The sequence below is a fragment of the Nitrosarchaeum sp. AC2 genome (assembly GCF_013407385.1).
In the GTDB taxonomy this organism is placed as follows: Archaea; Thermoproteota; Nitrososphaeria; order Nitrososphaerales; family Nitrosopumilaceae; genus Nitrosarchaeum; species Nitrosarchaeum koreense.
Map to the genome: position 1 here is coordinate 1590963 of NZ_CP030847.1, position 19342 is coordinate 1610304.

Here is a 19342-nt window from a genome sequence, read left to right on the forward strand (position 1 = left end):
TATTTTTTTAAGATGATCGGAACTAGTTTTAGACTTACGAATTTCAGATGACATATGAAGACTTACACTTTGGACACTTGTCAACAAAGGGTTCATCTTTGAATCCGCATTCACCACAGAGTGCTACTTTTTTCACAGGCTTAAAGGAAGATGTAAGCTCTGCTGCTTTCTCAATTGATTTTTTAATATCAGCTTGAGTAGCGTTCTGATCAATGTCTAGTTTAACTAGTAAACCACCATTAAGCAATTTAGATAGTCTAGTACATTCTGTGATAATCTCAGTCTTAGTTGTATAATCAGATATCTCAGATGCTTTTAACACTATTCCTTGTGAATAAGAGTCACTATCCATAGAGTTTAGTGCAGAATTTTTACCATATTTTTCACCATCTAGGTTTGCAAATCGGCTAGATCCTTCTGTTTCAATCATGGATATCGCTACAGTATCACCGAGTTCCTTACCTTTCTTAGCAGCAACATCAACTGCAGTTTCTATTACTTTATTGAGTACGTCTCTTCCTTCTTTATTATCTTGGAAACCAAGTATATTGAAGACCGATTCTTTCAAACCCACTAGATTAACAATTAGTGACACAGAACTTCTTTGCATATATTGAGTATTTTTTGCAAGTATTGGATTTAATCCTCTTCGTGTAAGATCAGATATGTCTTTCTTTCTTAATGCCATAGAAGATAATGCAGGTTTCATTAGCAATGCGAGTCTTGCTCTAAAGTATGTTTCATCTTTGTTGGATTCAAATGCAAGTCTTGGAAGATTGATCGATACAGATTGTAGTGTAATTGCAAGTGGACCAGAATTTTTAGTTGTGCCATTTGTAATACCATAACTTGATACTTCACCTTTTGCAAACATGACTTTGCCACCAATTGTAATAATTTCAGATAATGCATCAGAGACATCAGTGATTTTTCCTTTATCGAAATCAACAATTAAACCAATTTTTGGAATTGGAGTTATCTTTGTGTAATTCTTGTAAGCATTAATTATTGCATTAACAATTTTTAGATCAGAACCTAATTGAAGTCTAATTGAAACATCAGTACTTTTTCTATTATACTTTGATGTAGTGGAAGCAGTAGAAAATGCATCTGTCAGTTTTTGTTCTAACTCTGGAATGTTCTTTGCATGTTTTGTAAATAATGGAATTAATCCATCAAGAACAATTTCTTGTGAAGCTTCTTTGGAAAGTAATGAAATGATAATAGATAAAGAAGATGTGACATCATCTAGTGTTTTTGATGATGTAATTCTTGATACATCAAGATATTTTCCGCCAAGAATAACTCCGTCTTCAATCAATTCTTTTACATTGACAAATATTGTATCAGGTATCATTGACCAGATTCCAGGATTTGAAATATGCATATCACCAGAAAGATGGGAATCTGCAACATCTTTTGGCAATACATTTGTGAGTAAGTGTTCTGCAAACACTTTTTGACCGGTATTGAAAAGTAAGCCTTCTGCGCCATTATCTACATTGTCTAGATTTGTAAGCATCTCTTGAACGTCATATACAGGCAGACCTAGGCGTGCCAGTTTGTTGCGATATTCTTCATGACCATGCTCTAAAAGGACCGAATTTACCATTTCTCGAATGAGAGATCCCGTAAGATAGGTTGTCTGATATTTGTAAATTCTATTTTCAACTTCTTCAGTAATTTTTTGGGCTAACTCTAGTGGTAAGCTACCTTCGCGTACAAGTGATTGAATAATTTTATGAGAATTAAATTCTTCAATTGATTCATGGGATGTTCTAACATACATCTTACCACTTTCAATAATTGAACGTTCTTCAATTTGTCTTGCTAAGCTTAAGACCAATTTTCCAAGATTTGTAATTGTATAACGTCTTTCAGATTTATTTAGTGCTACAAGCGATTGTCTCAATAATTTTCTTAAATGGTATGCAAATTTTCCACTCTCTTTTTTAGATTTGAATCCGGCTAGTGACTTTAATTCAGAATAAGTCAGAGGGCCCTTTGAATTTAAGATTCGTAAAATATCGATTCTGTTAGGACTTGCCATTACAGAAAAGATCATTCTTACACGTTTTGACGTGGATTGAAGAATTCCGCTTCGCTTTGGCTCTTCTAGCTCTTCATCCAATTCCATACTAAATCAATAAAAAAGGAAGGAGTAATTAAGACTTATGACTAGATCATTTTTGTAGATTTTAGATCCATTTTCTAATTGAAATAAAATTTAGGGGGTTGTAATATTAGATGTTGACAATAAAAAAAATAAAAAATCATGAAAAGATTTTTAGATCAGTTTTCTTGAACATCAAGAGAAAATTCAGACGTTGACAATTTTTGTCCACATGAAGGACATTTTCCACTATATGGTGTCATTACATCTTTGAGTGCTTTTAGCATTTTCATATTAACGATCTTTTCTCCGCATTTACCACATGTAATTTCTACAGACATGAAAGGAAACAGTGGTAGAAAAGTATTAAGAAATGATTATGATTTTTTTTAATAATTCAAACAAATATTTTTACTGTTTTTTAATAATGATTCCACAACCATCTTCAAAGCCGGCTATTCTGGCTCTAGTTCCTACAGGTAGATCTTCAGGTGTTGCAATTCCAGCCATAAATCCTGAAATTCTCAAATGTGTGTTGTCTAACTGAAGCACCACAAATGCATAAGGTGTAAATTTTTCAAATCCCGCAGGAGCCACGGTTATTATCGTATAAGTGGCAATTGAGCCTACTCCTTCTAAAACAAGGTCCTCAAAGCCCTTACTTCCACATTTTAGGCAGTAATAGGCAGTAGACAAGTGAATGTATCCGCACTTTGTACATTTGTGAGTTAAGAGTTTACCTTGTTTTGCATATTCAATAAGTTGTTCTTCAATAGTCATTTTACACACTTTGGAATATATGAACAGCACAACTTGCACCAGTTGCACCAAAATTATGAGTTAAACCAATTTTTGCATCTTTAACAGTTCGTGCTCCTGCTTTACCAGTTAATTGATCAAATACTTCTACTACTTGTCCAACACCTGTAGCTCCAATTGGATGTCCTTTTGATTTAAGACCTCCTGATGGATTAATTGAGATATCTGAATTCAAACTAGTTCTACCTTCTCTTACAGCTTGTACACCTTTACCTTTTTCAAAGAATCCTAAATCTTCAGTGTCAACAATTTCTGCAATTGTAAAGCAATCATGTACTTCAGCAAAATCAATATCTTTTGGAGTAACACCAGCCATTTTGTATGCATCTGCAGCTGCAATCTTTGTACTAGGAATTGTAGTCATATGTTCACGTCCTTGCAATGCAGCAGGTGAACCACCTCTACCAGACCCAATTACTTCAATGTAATCACCACCATGTGCTTTTGCAAACTTTTCAGAACAAAGAATAACAGAACTTGCGCCATCAGAGAAGGGACAGCAATCATAAAGTTTTAGTGGACTTGCAACTACAGGAGATTTTAGTACATCATCGATTGTAATTTTCTTTTGCATGTGAGCTTTAGGATTTAGAAAACCGTTGTCGTGATTCTTTACTGCAACTCTTGCAAAATCTTCTTCAGTTGCACCAAACTCTGTCAAATAAGCTCTTGCCATTGATGCAAATAATCCTGGAAAAGATGCACCTGCTTGGCCTTCATAAAAAAAATCAGAACAATATGCAAAGTAAGTTGTTGTCCATTCAGTTCCTGTATGAGTTACTTTTTCAACGCCAGTTACTACAAGACAGTCATAAAATCCAGCCGCAACATTGGCATATGCTTCTCTAAATGATACTGAACCACTTCCACATGCAGACTCTATTGTTAATGATGGTTTATCTGGAATTCCCAATCTACTCATTAAAACAGGTCCAAGATGTACCTGCTTATCGGCAACCCCAAAGACGTTTGAAATGTAAGATGCCTTGATCTCCTTTGGATCGATTCCTGCATTTTCTATAGCTAAAACGGATGCCTGAGTAGTGATATCAGCTATACTTTCTGATAATTTACCATATTTGGTACTACCTGCGCCAAGAACACAGACCTTTTCCACAAATGTCACTGACCCAAGTCCCTATAAAAATTGTTTTAGTAAATTCATTATAGAATATGCCACCAAAGAAATCATTGCTCAAAACTATTCAGGTTAAAAGGATTGTTGGCAGACATGTAGCAAAAACTACAAAGTCAAAGACAGCAATTTTCAAAAAAGAGATCATTCAATATTTGGACATTAATGGATACTTGTCTTGGTCATCAAAAGATAGAAAATACATGATTCTTGGGACAAATTCTCCAAAAAATGGACTAGTTGAATGTCCAGAATGTAGATTAGGCCAGATAATGCTAATCAGATCTAGAACAACAAGAAAGCGATTCATGGGTTGTTCAAACTTTTATGGAGGTTGTAAAGCATCATCACCGCTATTACAGAAAGCAAGACTTAGAGCAATGAAGATTCCATGTGATGTATGCAAGTGGCCAATGATAATTTTCCGTTATTCACGAAAACAAAAATGGACTAGACAGTGTTCAAACTTTAATTGTGAAAGTAGAAAAATTAAATCTTCAAAGTAGGATAGATATCAGTACGTCTGTTTTTTAATAACGGTAAAATCTTTCTAATTTGTTTTACATTTTTTAATTCAATGTCAACATATCCAATTCCTTGTTTCTTTTTCATATCAAGCAAAATTTTTCCGTATGGATCAATTACAAGACTTCGTCCACAGTAAATATTTCCAATTTGATCAGGGGCAATTACATAACAACCATTTTCAATTGCACGTGTTTTGTTGATTGTAATCCAATGTTCTTCTTTCATGTTACCTTTCACCCAAGCTGATGGTACAACTAGAATTTCAGAGCCTGCAACAGCAAGTGATCTTGACATCTCTGGAAATCTCAAGTCATAGCAAATCATCATTCCTATTTTCCCAATAGTAGTAGATACAGGCTTTGCAATCTTTGAGCCTTTAACCATTTTATCAGACTCTCTAAATCCTAGAGCATCATAGAGATGAATTTTTCTGTATCTTGATATTACTTTACCATTTTTATCAATAATAAATGAAGTGTCATATACGCGATCTTTTTTTGTGCTTTTTTCATAAAATGATCCTACAACATCTATGTGATTTTCTTTGGCACACTTTGCAATACTAGTTACAAAATTTCCAGTGATAGTTTCAGCTAAAGTTGCTAGCTGTTTTGATGATTGTGATGAATTTGTATAAAACATCATAAATTCTGGAAATGCAACAAGTGTAGCTTTTTTTTCTGCTGCTTTTGTAATATAATCAATAATTTTTTTTAGATTAGTTTCTTTTTTAGTAGATGCCTTAAACTGTATAATCGCAACTTTCATGAAATTTGTATTATTAAAGAGGATAAAAAGATAAAGTGGTACAAACATGAAATGTACCATTTTGTTATTATGTAAATTAGGGATAAAGAAATTAACCGACCATAATGTGTATGTGTAGCCCTCTAACTGGAAGGGAATTATTCCAGTGTTTTTTTTTAAAAATAATTAAAGTTGGTTTCCTGCTAGAAACCAGTTTTCTTTTGGATTATCCTCAAAAACTACAATGACATGAGATTCTTTTGTTTTTAGAATTTCTACTGCAGATTTTGTGATTGCTTTTGCATATTCGTCTTTTTGTTGTTGAGTTCTTCCTGGATACATTGAAACTGTAATCAATGGCATGATTAGTTTGAAAAAGTTACAATGATTTATTCTTTAGACTTAGCCCTTGTACCCATATCGTGTTCCGTATGTGTACTCGGAGCTATGTGTTTTCTTGTATAGATAACCAGTAGCAAGTCCTACTACAAATCCACCAATATGAGCAAGATATGCAACACCGCCTCCTGCAACACCAAATCCACCAATAAAAAACGGAAGTAAGTTTTGGAAAACAAGCCAAAATGGCAAGAACCATCTAGCTTGGATATGCAACATTCGGATAAAGAATCCCATTATCATAACAGTCTGAATCTTTGCTCTTGGAAACATTACAAGATATGCACCAAGTATTCCAGATATTGCGCCAGATGCTCCCACTGCAGGAATTACACTTGTAGGATCACCAAGTATGTGAATTAGTCCTGCGCTTATTCCCCACATCAGATAAATTCCCAGATATTTTAATCGACCAAACTTTAGTTCGATGTTATCGCCAAATATCCACAAAAATAACATGTTACCTCCAAGATGCATTGCACCACCATGTAAGAAAGTAGAACTAAGAAGAGAGATGTATGGTTCAGTAGGACATTTGATTTGTGTTGATCCTTGTCCAAAATCTATGTTAGAAACAGTTGCACCTGTAACACAATTTGGTACTGCCCCCCAATTATAAAATAATGAAAATGCATTTTGATTCGTAAATTCAATAAATTGTCCAGTATATGCAATTTCTATAAGGAATACTAGAACATTAGCTGCAATTAATGCATAAGTTACTTTTGGTTTGAATCCTGGAGGATGGGGATTTTCATCGCGTAATGGAAACATTAGATATTAAGATTGAATAAAAATTGTATAATAAGATTATTCAAGACTTGCTATAAAGGAAAAATCACACAAATATCTTAGTTTTTCTAGTTACTGCAATAATGCTAATGATTGATATGGTAAGTATCATCATCACCATGGTTCCAAATTCAGGAATAACTCTTGTACCAATAATAGATACTTGGGATGTATTGCTTGGTACATCAAGTTGTATAGTAAAGAATGACTCATCAGAAGAGATTATTTCATAATCAATCATTCTTTCTGGAGAGGCTGTAACCATAACTAGGAAATTATTGTTTTCTGCATCCACTAGTGCTCTTGGAAGACGCAAAGTGAGTTTATCTTCAATAACATTATCAAAATATAGAGACAGTGTATTTTCTTCTTCATTTACAGTCATTTTTTTAAGTTCACCATTAAGGTCATATGTAATTGGAAATGTTTTGTAATGTGTGCTTGCAAATATTTTTTTACCTAAAATATTACCAAAATCATAACTAGAATCAAAAGATCCATCAACTAATGCTACAAGAAATTCTTTTGGTTCAGGATCAACGCAACTTACACCATAACATGTGTTAGATTCGTTATGAGACGAATGTTGATCATCTGAAATAATTCCTTCTTTGGTTGTTACTTGGTCCATTACATGATCATCATGTGAAACAATTCCTTCTTCATCCATTGTATGATCATCATGTGTAGTTTCATCATCAGTCATTGTATGGCCATCATGTGAAGCAAATCCATGTTCCTCATGAGATATTTTGCACATGTCGTCGTTTGTGAGTTTTCCAGTAATGGTATCAGAATTTGGTTTGAATGGATTTATTGTATATGGAATATCTATAAGATGAATCTCAGAATTTGTGTATGGATCACCAAGATAAAGACTGATCCCAACTATGTTTGGAAGATTCTTTGTTGAAATAGTATATTGTATTTCGTTAAAACTAGTAGATTCAAAACTTGCAGTTGCAGTTGCTCTTGATTTTGCCCATAAAATTGAGTCTTGTTCAGTATCAAGAACTTCGTTAGTTGGTTTTGCTAATGTAGAAAACACTTTACTGCCATATTGATAATATAGTTGCCCTCTAGCTTCACCTGGAGTGTAAAAGTCGCCAGGACCTGAATTGGTTGTAATATCGCCATCTGAATCTGTATGTATTTGGAGATACACTTGATTATTGTATATGTCACGAATCAATCCATTGACAGTACAATCATTTATTGTGTAACTCACTAGTCCACCATGTCCTGCATGATCAGCTGAAGAATGACTGTGACTACTACCATGACTACTATGACTATCATGATCATGACTAGACTCAGTACCAGTACCCACTAAATATGATGAAAAGTGTTCAACTTCTTGCTCATATGCACATTGAGTTGAAGTATGAAGTGACGGAACAAGTGTTGGAGGATGTGCATGTCCACTAACTTGTACTGAATTCCATTGATTACCATTTAAGAGATAAACAGTGACTGTTGATGGATTAACACATGAGCCTGAATTTTTATCCAAGTAAAAAGTAATTGTTGGGTTTTCTGAAAATGAATTTGAATTACTAAGATCAATATCGCCAACAGCACTAAGATCAATAAACAATGCTTCAAAACCATTTGCAGGATCAAGGTTTGGAAATGTGCTTGGAGGATTTTTATTAATTCGAAGACTAACACCAAAATCACTGCCAGCAACTGCCAATGGTAAATTAATTCCTAACACTGATGGACCATGAGTTCCATGATCATCATTGTGTTGTGTTACACCATCAAGTCTTAAGACAAGATTGGTATTAAAATTAATACTTGAAAATTTCGGAGTTGATATGATACGACTTCCATCAGTATTGTTTGCAGAAAATACTGGTGGAATATATCCATTATTTGAATCACCTGAAGGAGGTGCATCATAAGTTGGAATGCCCAAATTTGAAAAGCGTTGTGTAGAAGTCCAGTTTACTGCATTTGCAGGTAAAACAGTTCCAAATACTATTGGAGATGGAGCTGGTGTAGACAGTACAGTGCTTTTTGAAGAAACAATAGAGGATGGTAATTGTGTTAAGGCCTGATTACCAACTTTTGGAGCATATGTATTCATTGTATTAAGATTGGATGTGGGCAAAGGTGGAGGTAACATAGTTTGTGGTCCACTTGAACTATTCAAAAATAAGTTTGTCACAGGAACTGATGGATAGTTTCCTATTGCTACTTCAGCTGAAGAATGAGGAGCATTATTTTTTATAAAACCTTGCGGTCCTCTTAATTCCCATACACTATAAACTCCGGGATTGACTTTGATTAATTCTATTACACCCAGTGTTGGATCATAATCTAAAGGATCATTGTCACTAACAATTAAAGTTGGACCAAAAAACTGAGGATTTGCAGAACTATTAAAATTTGTAAATGCATATGGGTTTGGAGAAATCATAAACATTGTTCCACCAGCAAGAAATGGCATGTCTGCAGTTCCATGTTTGAATATTGTAAGGACTTGGTTGTTTGTGTTATTATTACAACCATAGCAATTACCTATTTCAGATAGTTCCACCATTGCTTGATAACCTTCTAGACCAACAAAAGATCCTGCACCTCCTGATTCACTGCCAGATGAACTTGAACCATGATTATGATTATCATGTTGTGCAAAAACTAGATTTGAATTAGATGCTACAAATAAAACAATCACAAATAAAAATAAAATTCGAATATTTAGAAATTTAGAAGATACTTTAGAAAAATTATTAAAAAATAAAAAAGAAATCATGTGGTCACCTTTTATCTAATGACCTGCATGTGTACCATTGTCAAAACTGATAGATCCGCTTGGGAATTTTGGATATATGTCATGAGCAGGTGTATCACATGCACCATCACTGTTGCTATCTGCACAACTGTATGGAAGTGGCATGTTTCCTCCAGGACCGTAATTGTTTGGAGGGTTAATGTTTCCTACTACATTTAGTATAGTAAATGACATTGCATTACCAGTTCGAAATACTACATTTTTGTCGCTAAGATTCAATAAACCAATATCAGTAATTCTAGGTGCTCCTGGATTACCAACTTGAGTTAGGTCTACAGCCGGGATATGTGAGTGATATACACAAGTCTTGCCTTTGTTTGATACGTGTTCAATCAAATTAAGTTGTGCTTGATCAAGCCATGTTCTATCTGGCAGCTCATCAACATGACCAGCTACAGGAATTACAAGTGGTGTACCTGTACTATCACAAGGTATCCTTGCAAGAAAATGACCAGTTACATAGTTAGGACTATAATCGGCTAACGGCAAATAGTCACCTGGTTGCAAGACTTGTCCTGCCAAGACTACAGTAACAGCATTTGGTAGTGTACCTGTTGCAGCTCCTGTTTCAAATGAATGAGCTCCTATTGCAAAGTTGTAAGTAAAAATTGCTCCACTAATAGCTCCAACAAGCAGTACCATAAGTAAAATGTTACTTCTTGAATATTTCATTGATGAATAATTTTGAGAATTGTAAATAAAGATTATAGTACAAAGATAGAAGTTGTTTTGATTATGTACCAATTTCATTAAATACAGAATTAGTTTTTTTGATTTAATGAAAAGAGAATATCTAACGTTTGTATTGCTAGCTGCAATTGGAATTCCGTTATTATCTCTTGGTGTACAAGAAGCTTCAGCACATGGTAACTTTGAAGTTGTCTTTGGTGGAAATACAAACCAGACATTAAGATTTGTAATTGGAGAAACAGGAGAGCCAGCATACGTTGATGGAGTTCATAACATGGAGATGAGAGTCACAGACAAACTTACTGGACTTCCAAATACTGTAGCTGTGAAATTTAATAATGGTACAAATAGTTTGAAACTAGATACTTGGTTTTATCCAAAGAATCTATTAGTTGGTGGATCTTTAGATGGTGCCCCATATCTGATTGATGCTGACGGTGGTGGAGCAGGAGTATGCAATACCAGTACAACAAATGATGTACAAAGTGCAGCAGCAGGTGGCATAGGTGGATGTGGACCAGCTCCAGGCTTTACAGATTCAGAAGCTACTGGAACAAGATATGTATCAAGTGTATTTGGAAAAGTTGGAGAATATACTGGAGCTACCCAATACTATACACAATATGGTAGAACATTGTATCACTTTTACGGACAGGTAAATTATTTCCAAAATAGTCCAGAAAAAATGGCTAACATAGATGTATGGTATGATGGAAAAACTATCAAAGTAGCATACATCAATGGTGTACCAGCTACAATTAATGGTGGTTTTGGCTTAGCTGATATCACGCAAGTGTATTGGCCAGGACCAGGCGGTGCTAGCGTAGGAACATCAGGTATTACAAATGCAACAACACCTGATAACTTGCGTAACGCAATTGGACAAGACAGAAACAATGGAATTGACATGTGGAATTTCCTACGTGATATTACGATTGCAATCAATAGTATTACAGGTGGAGATACAGTTACGCCAGTGAATCCAATTCCTCTAGCAAAATAGTTCAAGTTTCTTTAATTATTTTTTTTATTTTATATTATATTATAATGATTTTTCTTTTAACAAGGTTTTCAATCATATTTAAAAAATCGTCATCAGAGATTTTATCTTCGGACCACCAAGAAGCAGTAATTTTGATCCATGATGGTAGTTTCCAATTTGATTGAGAAGTTATTTCTTTTGGTGTTACTACGACAATTCCTTTTTCAAACAAGAAATCTACTCCCTCAAGAAATTCTGAATCGGATATTTGATTTGTGGACCACCAACCAGCATTTGTTTTTACCCATTGCGGAATTTTAGAAGTTTCGGGAGGCAAGCCTTTTTCAAAACCAGTAATCTTTAGAATTCCTTGCGATGTTGGTCCTACAGTAAATGCAACATGCCAAAATCCCATATCGTCAATACTTTGAATAAATTTTACAGGCTTGTCGTTTACAGTTACATTGAATTTTTCTTTACCTGAAATTTGTGGAAATTCAAAGTTTGCATAAGTCTCAAGTGGATAACTATTGTATCCGCGCATTGTAAGAGTTGTTCCCTCTTCATTAAATTTAGCAGCAGAATACCATGCGCCAGAATCATATCTAAAGTTAAAATCACCGTTATTTTTCTTTGCAACTACAGGGATAACAGTGGTATCCACAGGAGCAAAACAACTGTAGAAAAAAATATCTTCAGTTATCGAAGGATCAGGATACATTGAAAATTCAAGAATTTGACCCGGTTCTATCTTATCAATATATTCAATATTATGAACTACATCGAGTACTTTTTCATGTCCATGAACTATTGCAAGTATTTTTGGATTGAAGACAGTTTGATTACCAATGTTAGAAATTCTTCCTGTAACATGGCCATCATCATGTTTGATTAGTGTTTTATCATAAATAATTGTAATTGGAATTGAAGATTTTTCTGTTTTGATAAATTTGAGATCTGCATCTAATAATATTGGATTTTCACCGGTAATTTCAGGAATTTTTATCTTAAACGGAATATCAGTATTTGGTGGAATTGGAACGTGTTGTAAGGTTGAAGTAAATGTGTTTTTCCCATCAATTACTGAAACAGTGATTGTTGGGATTACTGCATAATCATTTTGGTTTTTTACATTACCTCCCACAGTATAGACGCCCTCAAAATCAAAATATCCAATATACTCTTGAGGAGGAATAATGACATCAGCAAAAGCAAATTGAGAAATCAATAATGAAATAAAAACAAAAACAAGTAAAACAAATACTATTTTTGAATGGAGTAAATTAAAAGAGTTGAATATATCTTCGAATCCAGATGTTGGTTTTTCAAGTAAACTTGGTCTATAGTCTTCAATTAATTGATCTATTACCATTCTAGATTTAATATAATATCTCTTTCTTGTATTTTCTAGTTTAATTTCAACTAGCTCATCTTGTACTAACTGTGACAAATATAAGGACACGGTTGATGGTGATTTTACTACTTCATTTACTAATTCATTAAACTCAAGGCCATCTTGTTTCACTAGTGCTAGCAAAAGATCTCTTTGAGTTTGTCTACGTAATGCTTTGATAATTTTTGATTCGTCTTCAGTAATTCTTGGTGAATAAAATCTGGTCTGTCTAGGTCCCCGTACTACTTTGATTATTCCATGCTTTTCTAATTTACCAAGATAGTGGCTAAGAACACCATTTTTTAATCCTGATGAACGCATAATTTCCCTGAATTGGATTCCAGGATTTTGATCAATGATTTTTTGTAATTGTATATTTCTATCAGTCATTTCTAAATACACCTATTGCTAATAATCCCAATGTACAAAATGTCAATATATGTCCTATCTCTAAAAGAGAAATATCATTTAAATCATAAAGTGTAGGCCAAGTAGCATCCATCACTAATACCACTTCAGCAACTATGAAAGTTGCAAAAGCAAACATGCTAAGAAGCAATCTTTTTGTTTTTAATTTTGAATATGCTAGAATTGCCAATATTGTGATAAACACTGCAAGTGTGATTCCAGCTATATGCAAAAATATGTGAGCTAAATGAAAACCATGTAAAAGATGAGGCATTATTACAGGAATTGCTAATATTGCAATTACTCCCACTACAACAAGAGAAAATATGGTTGATTTTCGTTCTAGTAAACTCTGAGCTCTAAACAAATCACAAAAAATATTATTTTTATAGATTTAAACAGACTGGTTCATGTGTCGAAGTAGATGCGATCAAACATGAATAATTCTATTTTTTATTAAAAATTGTAATCCTTGAACAAAAGTTTTATCATCAATTTGTCCATCTGCCCACCACTTTGCATTATTTTTAATCCATGATGGAATTTCATTTGTGACATCACCTGTATTTTGAGAAGTTGGTGGAAGTTTAACTATTCTTTCTTTGATAAGATATTGAATTCCGTCTACGAATGAACTATCATCAATTTGTCCATCTGCCCACCACTTTGCATTATTTCGTATCCAATCTGGTATTGAAATTTTATTTTCATTAATTGGATTATTAATTACAATTGGAATTGATGTGCTTGCAAGATTATTATCTGCAAGATTTTGGAAGTTTAATTTAACAATTCCAGTTATGTTATCAGGTATTGTAAATTCTACAATATTGTGTTTTTCTTTTGAATCAGTACTGATTCCACTTTGTTTAAAAATTATTCTATCATTTTGAGTAACTAAAAAATCATAATTAACTGCTATAGGTCTATTTTTAAGAAAAACATCAATTACATCAAAATAAATTGTAGCTTTGGAATTTGATTTCAAGTTTTCAGGTTCCCAAGTTACAATAATTCTAAACTGTCCATTAGAAGTAACCGAGCTTAGCTTAATATCATCGGAATTTGGTTTTATAAGAAAATTCATTCCATTTTGTGGTGACTGATTATTGTAAATGTTTTGTAATTCTTTTTGGCTAATGATAAAATGAACTACTCGTTTTTCAGAAAAAAAATCATCAATGGTTACAATATCATCAGAGAGTTTGATACCATTGACATACATAGAAAATCCAGATACCAGCAAATCACCAAATGTTTTTGGGATAACTAATTCCTCATGTACAACTGATGTTTGATTGATATTATCTAGACTCCATTCAAAAGGCATTGAAAAAGTGATCTCTTTGGATTCAATATCATATTGAAAATTTTTTATTTCATCATAGTATGTAATAACATTGATTTCCTGCAAACCAAAAACGGGGTGATTGATTTCATGTTTAGAGGTTTGTGCAATGGAAATTCCAGCGTTAAATGTAAGAGGTATATCTAATTTCTTTGAATATCCATCTGCCGTAAGAATAGTTACGTCTAACTTGTAAAGTCCACCATCACTTAATCGTGGACCCTTAATGTTGATCTTCCTATTATCTAATCCAAGTAATGAAGCAAAGAAATTATTCTCACTTTCTTCTTGGATTTGAATTGATTCTGTGTTTTCAGATATAAAATTAAAGACTAGAAATCCATTGTCACTTTGAAATTCTTTTTCAAAAAGAAATTGTTCACCATGACTAGATTTTACCAAAAATGTGACATCTCTAAGAGTAATTTTTGAGTTAAAATCAATTAATGAAATTGATATTTGTTGATCATCATTTTCATCAGGATTGTTTGTAGATGAAGAAACTTCTAAACTCACTTGTTTTCCATTTAGATCTACAGGTGGAAATATTTCACTTCCAACGCCGTGACCATAAACATCTACAATAGTAAATGGAATTAGAATAGAAATGATGGATAAAGATATTATATGTAAAAAAAATTGTTTACCATCATTTTTTTGTTGCCTGATACATATTTTGAACATGACGTTTGTTTCTCAGGGTTAAGAAATAATGATCAAGTCCACTTGGTTGGATCTTTTTTCCAAATTTGTTTGCCATCAATTGTCACTAAATCTTTTTCTTCAAAGACAGTATGCCATTTTCCATTGTGAGGAAAAATTTTATTCATTTCTTTTACTTTATCATTAGTTGGTGCTTTATTCATTAAAGCTCCCCATCTCATGTTAGGTATCTTTGGAAGAACATCGTTAATATCTTTCATATATTATCACTTTATTATTTCTGAATTTTCATTATACCTTCTTTGATCAGATATTGTATACCCTGAACAAAAGAATTATCGTCAATAGATCCATCTGCCCACCATCCTGCATTGTTTTTAATCCAAGATGGAATTACATTTGCTCCGGTACCTGGACCTTGAGTGGTTGATGGAATTTTCATAATGTTTTCTTTAATCAGATATTGTATACCCTGAACAAAAGAATTATCGTCAATAGATCCATCTGCCCACCATCCTGCATTGTTTTTAATCCAAGATGGAATCGATACTGAAGTTCCAGAAGTTTTTGGCAAACTTGGACCAATTTCAATTATTCCAGAACCTATACCAGCATATTTTGCATCATACATTATTCCAGTTCCATAAACTAGAATATCAATCCTATATTGTCCTTGAGATGGAACAAATATTTTTTGAGTATCTAATCCTTCAAATGCAACTATACCAGGATTCTGCGGATCAGTACCAGAATTTCGTTTTATTTCTTTATTATTTCATCAATGAGTGAATATGCATATCTTACATCTTTTAGTAGATTTCTATTTTCATCAAAAAATGTTAGTTCAAATGGAATTTCTTCGCCTGCACCATAACTACCGTCCCAAGCAATATTTACTGTTGTAGGAACTTGTTTGTTGGTTTTAGTATCTACTAAATAAAATTGCGTGGAACTTTTTGAAACACCACTTTGTGGAACTAGTTTTAATTTCATAATTCCACTGTCGTAATTTTCCGAACCTAAAGAATCATTGATTTTTTGTAGTTCATTTTTAGTTATAAGAAAATGTACAATGTTTGTATCATCATATGAGTAAGGATCATTTAACAATGCACGTTGATCTATTTCTACACCGTTAACGTATCCTTTGAATTGTTTACCTTCTGCATACGGTGTAAAGCTTTTTGGAACTCTGACTTCTTCATGTACCACTTGAACTAAATCTACATAGTTTGGATCCCAATCAAATGGCATATCAAAATAGATAGAATTATCAGAGTTATCGAATTTAAAATTCTCTACTTCATCATAGTAAGTTTTTACCACTACAGGAACTTCTTGTGCATTTGCAGTTTTAATGAAAAAATCTTGATCTTGTGCAACACTAACAAAAGTATCATAGCTGAGTCTATTAGCTAATAGTGCTTTTGGACTAGTAGCTCCTTCAATGTCGACTCTAATATTGTACAATCCACCTTTATCAAATATTGGGCCTTTGATTTGTGTTCTTCCATCCCCCTCTGCATACAAAGCTTCAGGTGCACTAGCATGCTCAGAACCATAATATTTTGTACACTTCCATAGTTCCATTTCTTTGCATCCTAGTTCAGGTTTAATTTCAACATCTAATGTTCCATCTAAATCATAAAACAGATTTCTTGCCAAGAGATCTCCACTTCTCCAAACTTCTACTCTATAGGTAACTTTATCCAGATTCTTATCAGTAAGAGTATCAAAAAATCTGACTTGCATATTTGCAGATGTGACTTCACCAACTGTAATATCTGCAGGATTTAGTTGTGTCATTACAGTCACATTCATTCCACCAAAACTTATCGGTGGTGCCATATCACCACCCAATCCATGTCCGAATGCATTTGGAGTCAAAGCTGAAATTGTAAAAGCCCCAATTACTAAAATAAATAATGTAAATTTGTCATACAATAGTTATTTTTGTCATAATTCCATATTTAAAGATGGTTCATAATTCCTAATAATGGTCTTGAAAAATCATATAATAGGTGCAGTTTTATTTAGAATAAATGAAAAATAAAAATATGAAAATTCTAATTGCTGTATTCTTAATTCCATTATTAATTATTCCAGCATTTGCCCAAACAAATTCTCAAATTTTACAAACAGAGAAAGGAACTTTGGATGTTAAATTATCATATGATGATATATCTACAGGAGATCAAACAAGATTGTTAATTGAGTTTATCAATCCTATTACAAAAAAAATTCAGGAGCATATTGATTATAAACTTGTAGTATCAAAAGATGGTGAACCAGTATTTGGACCAATACCACTAACACATACGTCTGAAGGAGTTGTCAAAGGCTTGAAAGTTGAATTTCCTGAAGAAGGAATTTATCTTGTAGAGTTTGAAATTGAAGGAATATTATTCCAACCAATTCCAGCTGAAAAGGTTTCATTTGATGTTTCAGTTGGAGAAGCTTTTGCACAACCTCCTCCAATAAATGACAAAAATGGTGGGGCTTGCCTAATTGCCACTGCAGCATTTGGTTCAGAATTATCTCCTCAGGTCCAACAACTTAGAGAATTAAGAGATAATACCATTCTTTCCACTGATTCTGGAACAGCATTTATGACAACTTTTAATCAGTTTTATTATTCATTTTCACCAATAATTGCAGACTATGAAAGAGAACAACCAATTTTCAAAGAAGCTGTAAAAATTTCATTAACACCAATGCTTACATCACTTTCCATATTAAATCATGTCAACATTGATTCAGAACAAGAAATGGTAGGATACGGCATAGGGATAATTTTGATGAATATTGGAATGTATATTGGAATTCCAGTATTTGGAATCCTAAAAATATACCAATTTAATAGAAGATAGATTTCATATCTAGAATTTCTAGTCAGGTTTTTATTTATCCAGTAGAGTACTTGATTTAATGAAGACAATAGCTATTAGCTCTATCTTCGTATTTTTTGCCATTGTAGCAGGATTAGTTGCATTAACACCAGCTGCATTTGCAGATCATAGCGAAGTTACAATTGTCCCAGCAGCAGGTTCTGGTGCTCCAGGATGTGAAGAGACAGCAGATGGATGTTACATTCCAAGTACTGCTACAGTAGATGTTGGTGGAAAAGTAATATTTTCTAACACAGATACTGCAGCACATACATTCACAGCAGGAACTGCAGCAGAAGGCCCATCAGGAGAATTTGATACTAGCTTAGTAATTGCCGGAAGTTCATATGAATGGACAGCAGCTACTGTAGGCGAATTCCCATACTATTGTATGGTACATCCATGGATGGAAGGATTAATTGTAGTACAAGAAGTAGGAGCAGAAGAACAAGACGATGATATGATGGACGATACGATGGATGACGATCATGCAGGTGATGCATCTGCAAGTGGAATGTTATCTGACGGAACTGAAGTTGAAATCCACACATCTGCAGTTGCTGCAGATGAAAGAATGGAAATTTCTGTAGATTTTAATGAATCAGAGCATGTCAACTATGATATCATGGTAACACAAAATGGTGAAGAAGTACTAAATGATATTGGTGCTCATAGCCATGATGGAAAAGGCGTTCATGAAACAGCAGCACTTACTTCAGCAGATCCAGTGGATATCACTATAACCTTCCAAGGTTATGGAATTGAAGATCCAAAAACAGGACCAATTGGTGAAGTAGTAGTATTTGCAAACATTGTTCCAGAATTTGGAACAATTGCAATGATGATACTTGCTGTTGCAATCATAAGCATTGTAGCCGTTACTGCAAAATCTAAAGTAATTCCAAAATTTTAGGGAATTATCTTTTTTCTATTTTCTTTTTATTAAAGCAACTATTGCTAAGATAATAGCTGCTGATGCAATAGACAGTCCAAATATTGCAAAGTCATATGCTGCTCCGCCATCATTTTTTGAGCCATCATTCATAGCAGATACATCTCTTTGTAATGATGAGATGGCATTTTTGAGTGAAGTTACATCTTGATTTGATGAATCACTAGTTGGTGGAAAGTCCAATATTGCAGTACTCTCTACATCTTCAACTGGAATTTGTACATTAATTGGTACTCCATTGATTTCGCCTTTAAAATCCATGATGTAGCTTCCAGTTTTTGTAGGAATTACTGGTGAAAAATAATATCCTATTTTTGGATCTGAGTTAATATCAATTTTTTTAGAGGCACCTCCAAACATGGCAGTAACTTCTAGATTTTTGAACGCATTTGTAATTCCTTTGTATTGACCTGAGGTTTTATCAGGTTCAGTAATTTTAAAAACAAAATCATTTCTTATACCTACAATTGGAGGTTCCAATCCCCATCCAGCTTCAATTTTGTATGGTTCTACTTCAACTGTAGTATGAGCAAAAGCTTGGGATGTAAAGCCAAATGAAAGTAATAATCCAATAATACTTACTATAATTACTTTCATGACGTTATTTTATGAATACATGTTATTATCTTTACGTGAATTGGTACAAACTTCGAATAAAATAAAAATTGTTTAAATTGATAAACGT

General features: G+C 33.4%; 18 protein-coding genes and 1 pseudogene. 4 read left to right on the plus strand and 15 right to left on the minus strand.

Features of this window, described 5'->3' with window-relative positions:
- Nucleotides 1-43 precede the first annotated feature (43 nt).
- The 4 genes from nrdD to DSQ20_RS09650 form a co-directional block, all read right to left on the minus strand.
- Nucleotides 44-2137 (minus strand): anaerobic ribonucleoside-triphosphate reductase, encoded by a 2094-nt coding sequence (gene nrdD, locus DSQ20_RS09635; protein ID WP_179365449.1) that lies wholly within the window; start codon nucleotides 2135-2137, stop codon nucleotides 44-46.
- Between the two features lie 155 nt (nucleotides 2138-2292).
- Nucleotides 2293-2454: a hypothetical protein gene (locus DSQ20_RS09640; RefSeq protein ID WP_179365450.1), complete on the minus strand. Its 162-nt coding sequence runs from the start codon at nucleotides 2452-2454 to the stop codon at nucleotides 2293-2295.
- Between the two features lie 70 nt (nucleotides 2455-2524).
- A complete protein-coding gene (locus DSQ20_RS09645) occupies nucleotides 2525-2893 on the minus strand; it encodes a Zn-ribbon domain-containing OB-fold protein (RefSeq protein WP_179365451.1) in 369 nt (122 codons plus the stop codon).
- Nucleotide 2894: 1 nt separating this feature from the next.
- Nucleotides 2895-4058, minus strand: a complete 1164-nt coding sequence (locus DSQ20_RS09650) for a thiolase domain-containing protein (protein WP_179365452.1) — start codon at nucleotides 4056-4058, stop codon at nucleotides 2895-2897.
- A gap of 47 nt (nucleotides 4059-4105) precedes the next feature.
- On the opposite strand from DSQ20_RS09650, the gene DSQ20_RS09655 reads away from it, so the two are divergent.
- The gene (locus DSQ20_RS09655; RefSeq protein WP_179365453.1) at nucleotides 4106-4573 is read left to right on the plus strand and encodes a topoisomerase DNA-binding C4 zinc finger domain-containing protein; all 468 of its coding nucleotides are present in this window, start codon (nucleotides 4106-4108) and stop codon (nucleotides 4571-4573) included.
- On the opposite strand, the gene DSQ20_RS09660 is transcribed toward DSQ20_RS09655, so the two are convergent.
- The 5 genes from DSQ20_RS09660 to DSQ20_RS09680 form a co-directional block, all read right to left on the minus strand.
- Entirely contained in the window at nucleotides 4557-5363 is an 807-nt protein-coding gene (locus DSQ20_RS09660) for a carbon-nitrogen hydrolase family protein (RefSeq protein ID WP_179365454.1), read from the minus strand. The two genes, DSQ20_RS09655 and DSQ20_RS09660, sit on opposite strands and share 17 nt — an antisense overlap.
- A gap of 165 nt (nucleotides 5364-5528) precedes the next feature.
- Complete coding sequence (locus DSQ20_RS09665; protein ID WP_007402510.1) at nucleotides 5529-5705, minus strand: 4-oxalocrotonate tautomerase family protein; 177 nt, start codon at nucleotides 5703-5705, stop codon at nucleotides 5529-5531.
- A 39-nt stretch (nucleotides 5706-5744) separates the two neighbouring features.
- The gene (locus tag DSQ20_RS09670; protein ID WP_179365455.1) at nucleotides 5745-6515 is read right to left on the minus strand and encodes a rhomboid family intramembrane serine protease; all 771 of its coding nucleotides are present in this window, start codon (nucleotides 6513-6515) and stop codon (nucleotides 5745-5747) included.
- A gap of 64 nt (nucleotides 6516-6579) precedes the next feature.
- A complete protein-coding gene (locus tag DSQ20_RS09675) occupies nucleotides 6580-9216 on the minus strand; it encodes a PEFG-CTERM sorting domain-containing protein (RefSeq protein ID WP_179365456.1) in 2637 nt (878 codons plus the stop codon).
- A 93-nt stretch (nucleotides 9217-9309) separates the two neighbouring features.
- The gene (locus DSQ20_RS09680; protein WP_179365457.1) at nucleotides 9310-10005 is read right to left on the minus strand and encodes a hypothetical protein; all 696 of its coding nucleotides are present in this window, start codon (nucleotides 10003-10005) and stop codon (nucleotides 9310-9312) included.
- Nucleotides 10006-10111: 106 nt separating this feature from the next.
- Here DSQ20_RS09680 and DSQ20_RS09685 point away from each other — a divergent pair, with 106 nt between their 5' ends.
- On the plus strand, nucleotides 10112-11026 hold the full coding sequence (locus DSQ20_RS09685) for a hypothetical protein (protein WP_179365458.1): 915 nt from the start codon (nucleotides 10112-10114) through the stop codon (nucleotides 11024-11026).
- A gap of 34 nt (nucleotides 11027-11060) precedes the next feature.
- Here DSQ20_RS09685 and DSQ20_RS09690 read toward each other — a convergent pair whose 3' ends face one another.
- From DSQ20_RS09690 to DSQ20_RS09715, 5 genes and pseudogenes are all read right to left on the minus strand, one after another.
- Nucleotides 11061-12788: a winged helix-turn-helix transcriptional regulator gene (locus tag DSQ20_RS09690; RefSeq protein ID WP_255458251.1), complete on the minus strand. Its 1728-nt coding sequence runs from the start codon at nucleotides 12786-12788 to the stop codon at nucleotides 11061-11063.
- Nucleotides 12781-13173 carry a hypothetical protein gene (locus tag DSQ20_RS09700; RefSeq protein ID WP_179365459.1) on the minus strand — a complete coding sequence of 131 codons (393 nt, stop codon included), beginning with the start codon at nucleotides 13171-13173 and terminating at the stop codon, nucleotides 12781-12783. Before DSQ20_RS09700 ends, DSQ20_RS09690 begins: the two co-directional genes overlap by 8 nt.
- A 63-nt stretch (nucleotides 13174-13236) precedes the next feature.
- Nucleotides 13237-14838 carry a peptidase gene (locus tag DSQ20_RS09705; RefSeq protein WP_255458252.1) on the minus strand — a complete coding sequence of 534 codons (1602 nt, stop codon included), beginning with the start codon at nucleotides 14836-14838 and terminating at the stop codon, nucleotides 13237-13239.
- 32 nt (nucleotides 14839-14870) lie between these two features.
- Nucleotides 14871-15077 carry a hypothetical protein gene (locus tag DSQ20_RS09710; protein WP_179365460.1) on the minus strand — a complete coding sequence of 69 codons (207 nt, stop codon included), beginning with the start codon at nucleotides 15075-15077 and terminating at the stop codon, nucleotides 14871-14873.
- A 14-nt stretch (nucleotides 15078-15091) separates the two neighbouring features.
- Nucleotides 15092-16761 (minus strand): annotated as a pseudogene (locus tag DSQ20_RS09715) (peptidase).
- Between the two features lie 113 nt (nucleotides 16762-16874).
- Here DSQ20_RS09715 and DSQ20_RS09720 point away from each other — a divergent pair.
- Complete coding sequence (locus tag DSQ20_RS09720) at nucleotides 16875-17687, plus strand: CFI-box-CTERM domain-containing protein (RefSeq protein WP_179365461.1); 813 nt, start codon at nucleotides 16875-16877, stop codon at nucleotides 17685-17687.
- Nucleotides 17688-17745: 58 nt separating this feature from the next.
- A complete protein-coding gene (locus DSQ20_RS09725) occupies nucleotides 17746-18618 on the plus strand; it encodes a PEFG-CTERM sorting domain-containing protein (protein WP_179365462.1) in 873 nt (290 codons plus the stop codon).
- Nucleotides 18619-18633: 15 nt separating this feature from the next.
- On the opposite strand, the gene DSQ20_RS09730 is transcribed toward DSQ20_RS09725, so the two are convergent.
- Nucleotides 18634-19254: a hypothetical protein gene (locus tag DSQ20_RS09730; RefSeq protein WP_179365463.1), complete on the minus strand. Its 621-nt coding sequence runs from the start codon at nucleotides 19252-19254 to the stop codon at nucleotides 18634-18636.
- Nucleotides 19255-19342: the final 88 nt, after the last annotated feature.

Bases quoted from the DNA above. Each gene is read 5' to 3' on its own strand.
- DSQ20_RS09645 (WP_179365451.1), bottom strand. From the start codon at position 2,893: ATGACTATTGAAGAACAACTTATTGAATATGCAAAACAAGGTAAACTC.
- DSQ20_RS09690 (WP_255458251.1), bottom strand. From the start codon at position 12,788: ATGACTGATAGAAATATACAATTACAAAAAATCATTGATCAAAATCCT.
- DSQ20_RS09705 (WP_255458252.1), bottom strand. From the start codon at position 14,838: ATGTTCAAAATATGTATCAGGCAACAAAAAAATGATGGTAAACAATTT.
- nrdD (WP_179365449.1), bottom strand. From the start codon at position 2,137: ATGGAATTGGATGAAGAGCTAGAAGAGCCAAAGCGAAGCGGAATTCTT.
- DSQ20_RS09680 (WP_179365457.1), bottom strand. From the start codon at position 10,005: ATGAAATATTCAAGAAGTAACATTTTACTTATGGTACTGCTTGTTGGA.
- DSQ20_RS09720 (WP_179365461.1), top strand. From the start codon at position 16,875: ATGAAAATTCTAATTGCTGTATTCTTAATTCCATTATTAATTATTCCA.
- DSQ20_RS09665 (WP_007402510.1), bottom strand. From the start codon at position 5,705: ATGCCATTGATTACAGTTTCAATGTATCCAGGAAGAACTCAACAACAA.
- DSQ20_RS09725 (WP_179365462.1), top strand. From the start codon at position 17,746: ATGAAGACAATAGCTATTAGCTCTATCTTCGTATTTTTTGCCATTGTA.
- DSQ20_RS09730 (WP_179365463.1), bottom strand. From the start codon at position 19,254: ATGAAAGTAATTATAGTAAGTATTATTGGATTATTACTTTCATTTGGC.
- DSQ20_RS09670 (WP_179365455.1), bottom strand. From the start codon at position 6,515: ATGTTTCCATTACGCGATGAAAATCCCCATCCTCCAGGATTCAAACCA.
- DSQ20_RS09655 (WP_179365453.1), top strand. From the start codon at position 4,106: ATGCCACCAAAGAAATCATTGCTCAAAACTATTCAGGTTAAAAGGATT.
- DSQ20_RS09685 (WP_179365458.1), top strand. From the start codon at position 10,112: ATGAAAAGAGAATATCTAACGTTTGTATTGCTAGCTGCAATTGGAATT.
- DSQ20_RS09640 (WP_179365450.1), bottom strand. From the start codon at position 2,454: ATGTCTGTAGAAATTACATGTGGTAAATGCGGAGAAAAGATCGTTAAT.
- DSQ20_RS09710 (WP_179365460.1), bottom strand. From the start codon at position 15,077: ATGAAAGATATTAACGATGTTCTTCCAAAGATACCTAACATGAGATGG.
- DSQ20_RS09660 (WP_179365454.1), bottom strand. From the start codon at position 5,363: ATGAAAGTTGCGATTATACAGTTTAAGGCATCTACTAAAAAAGAAACT.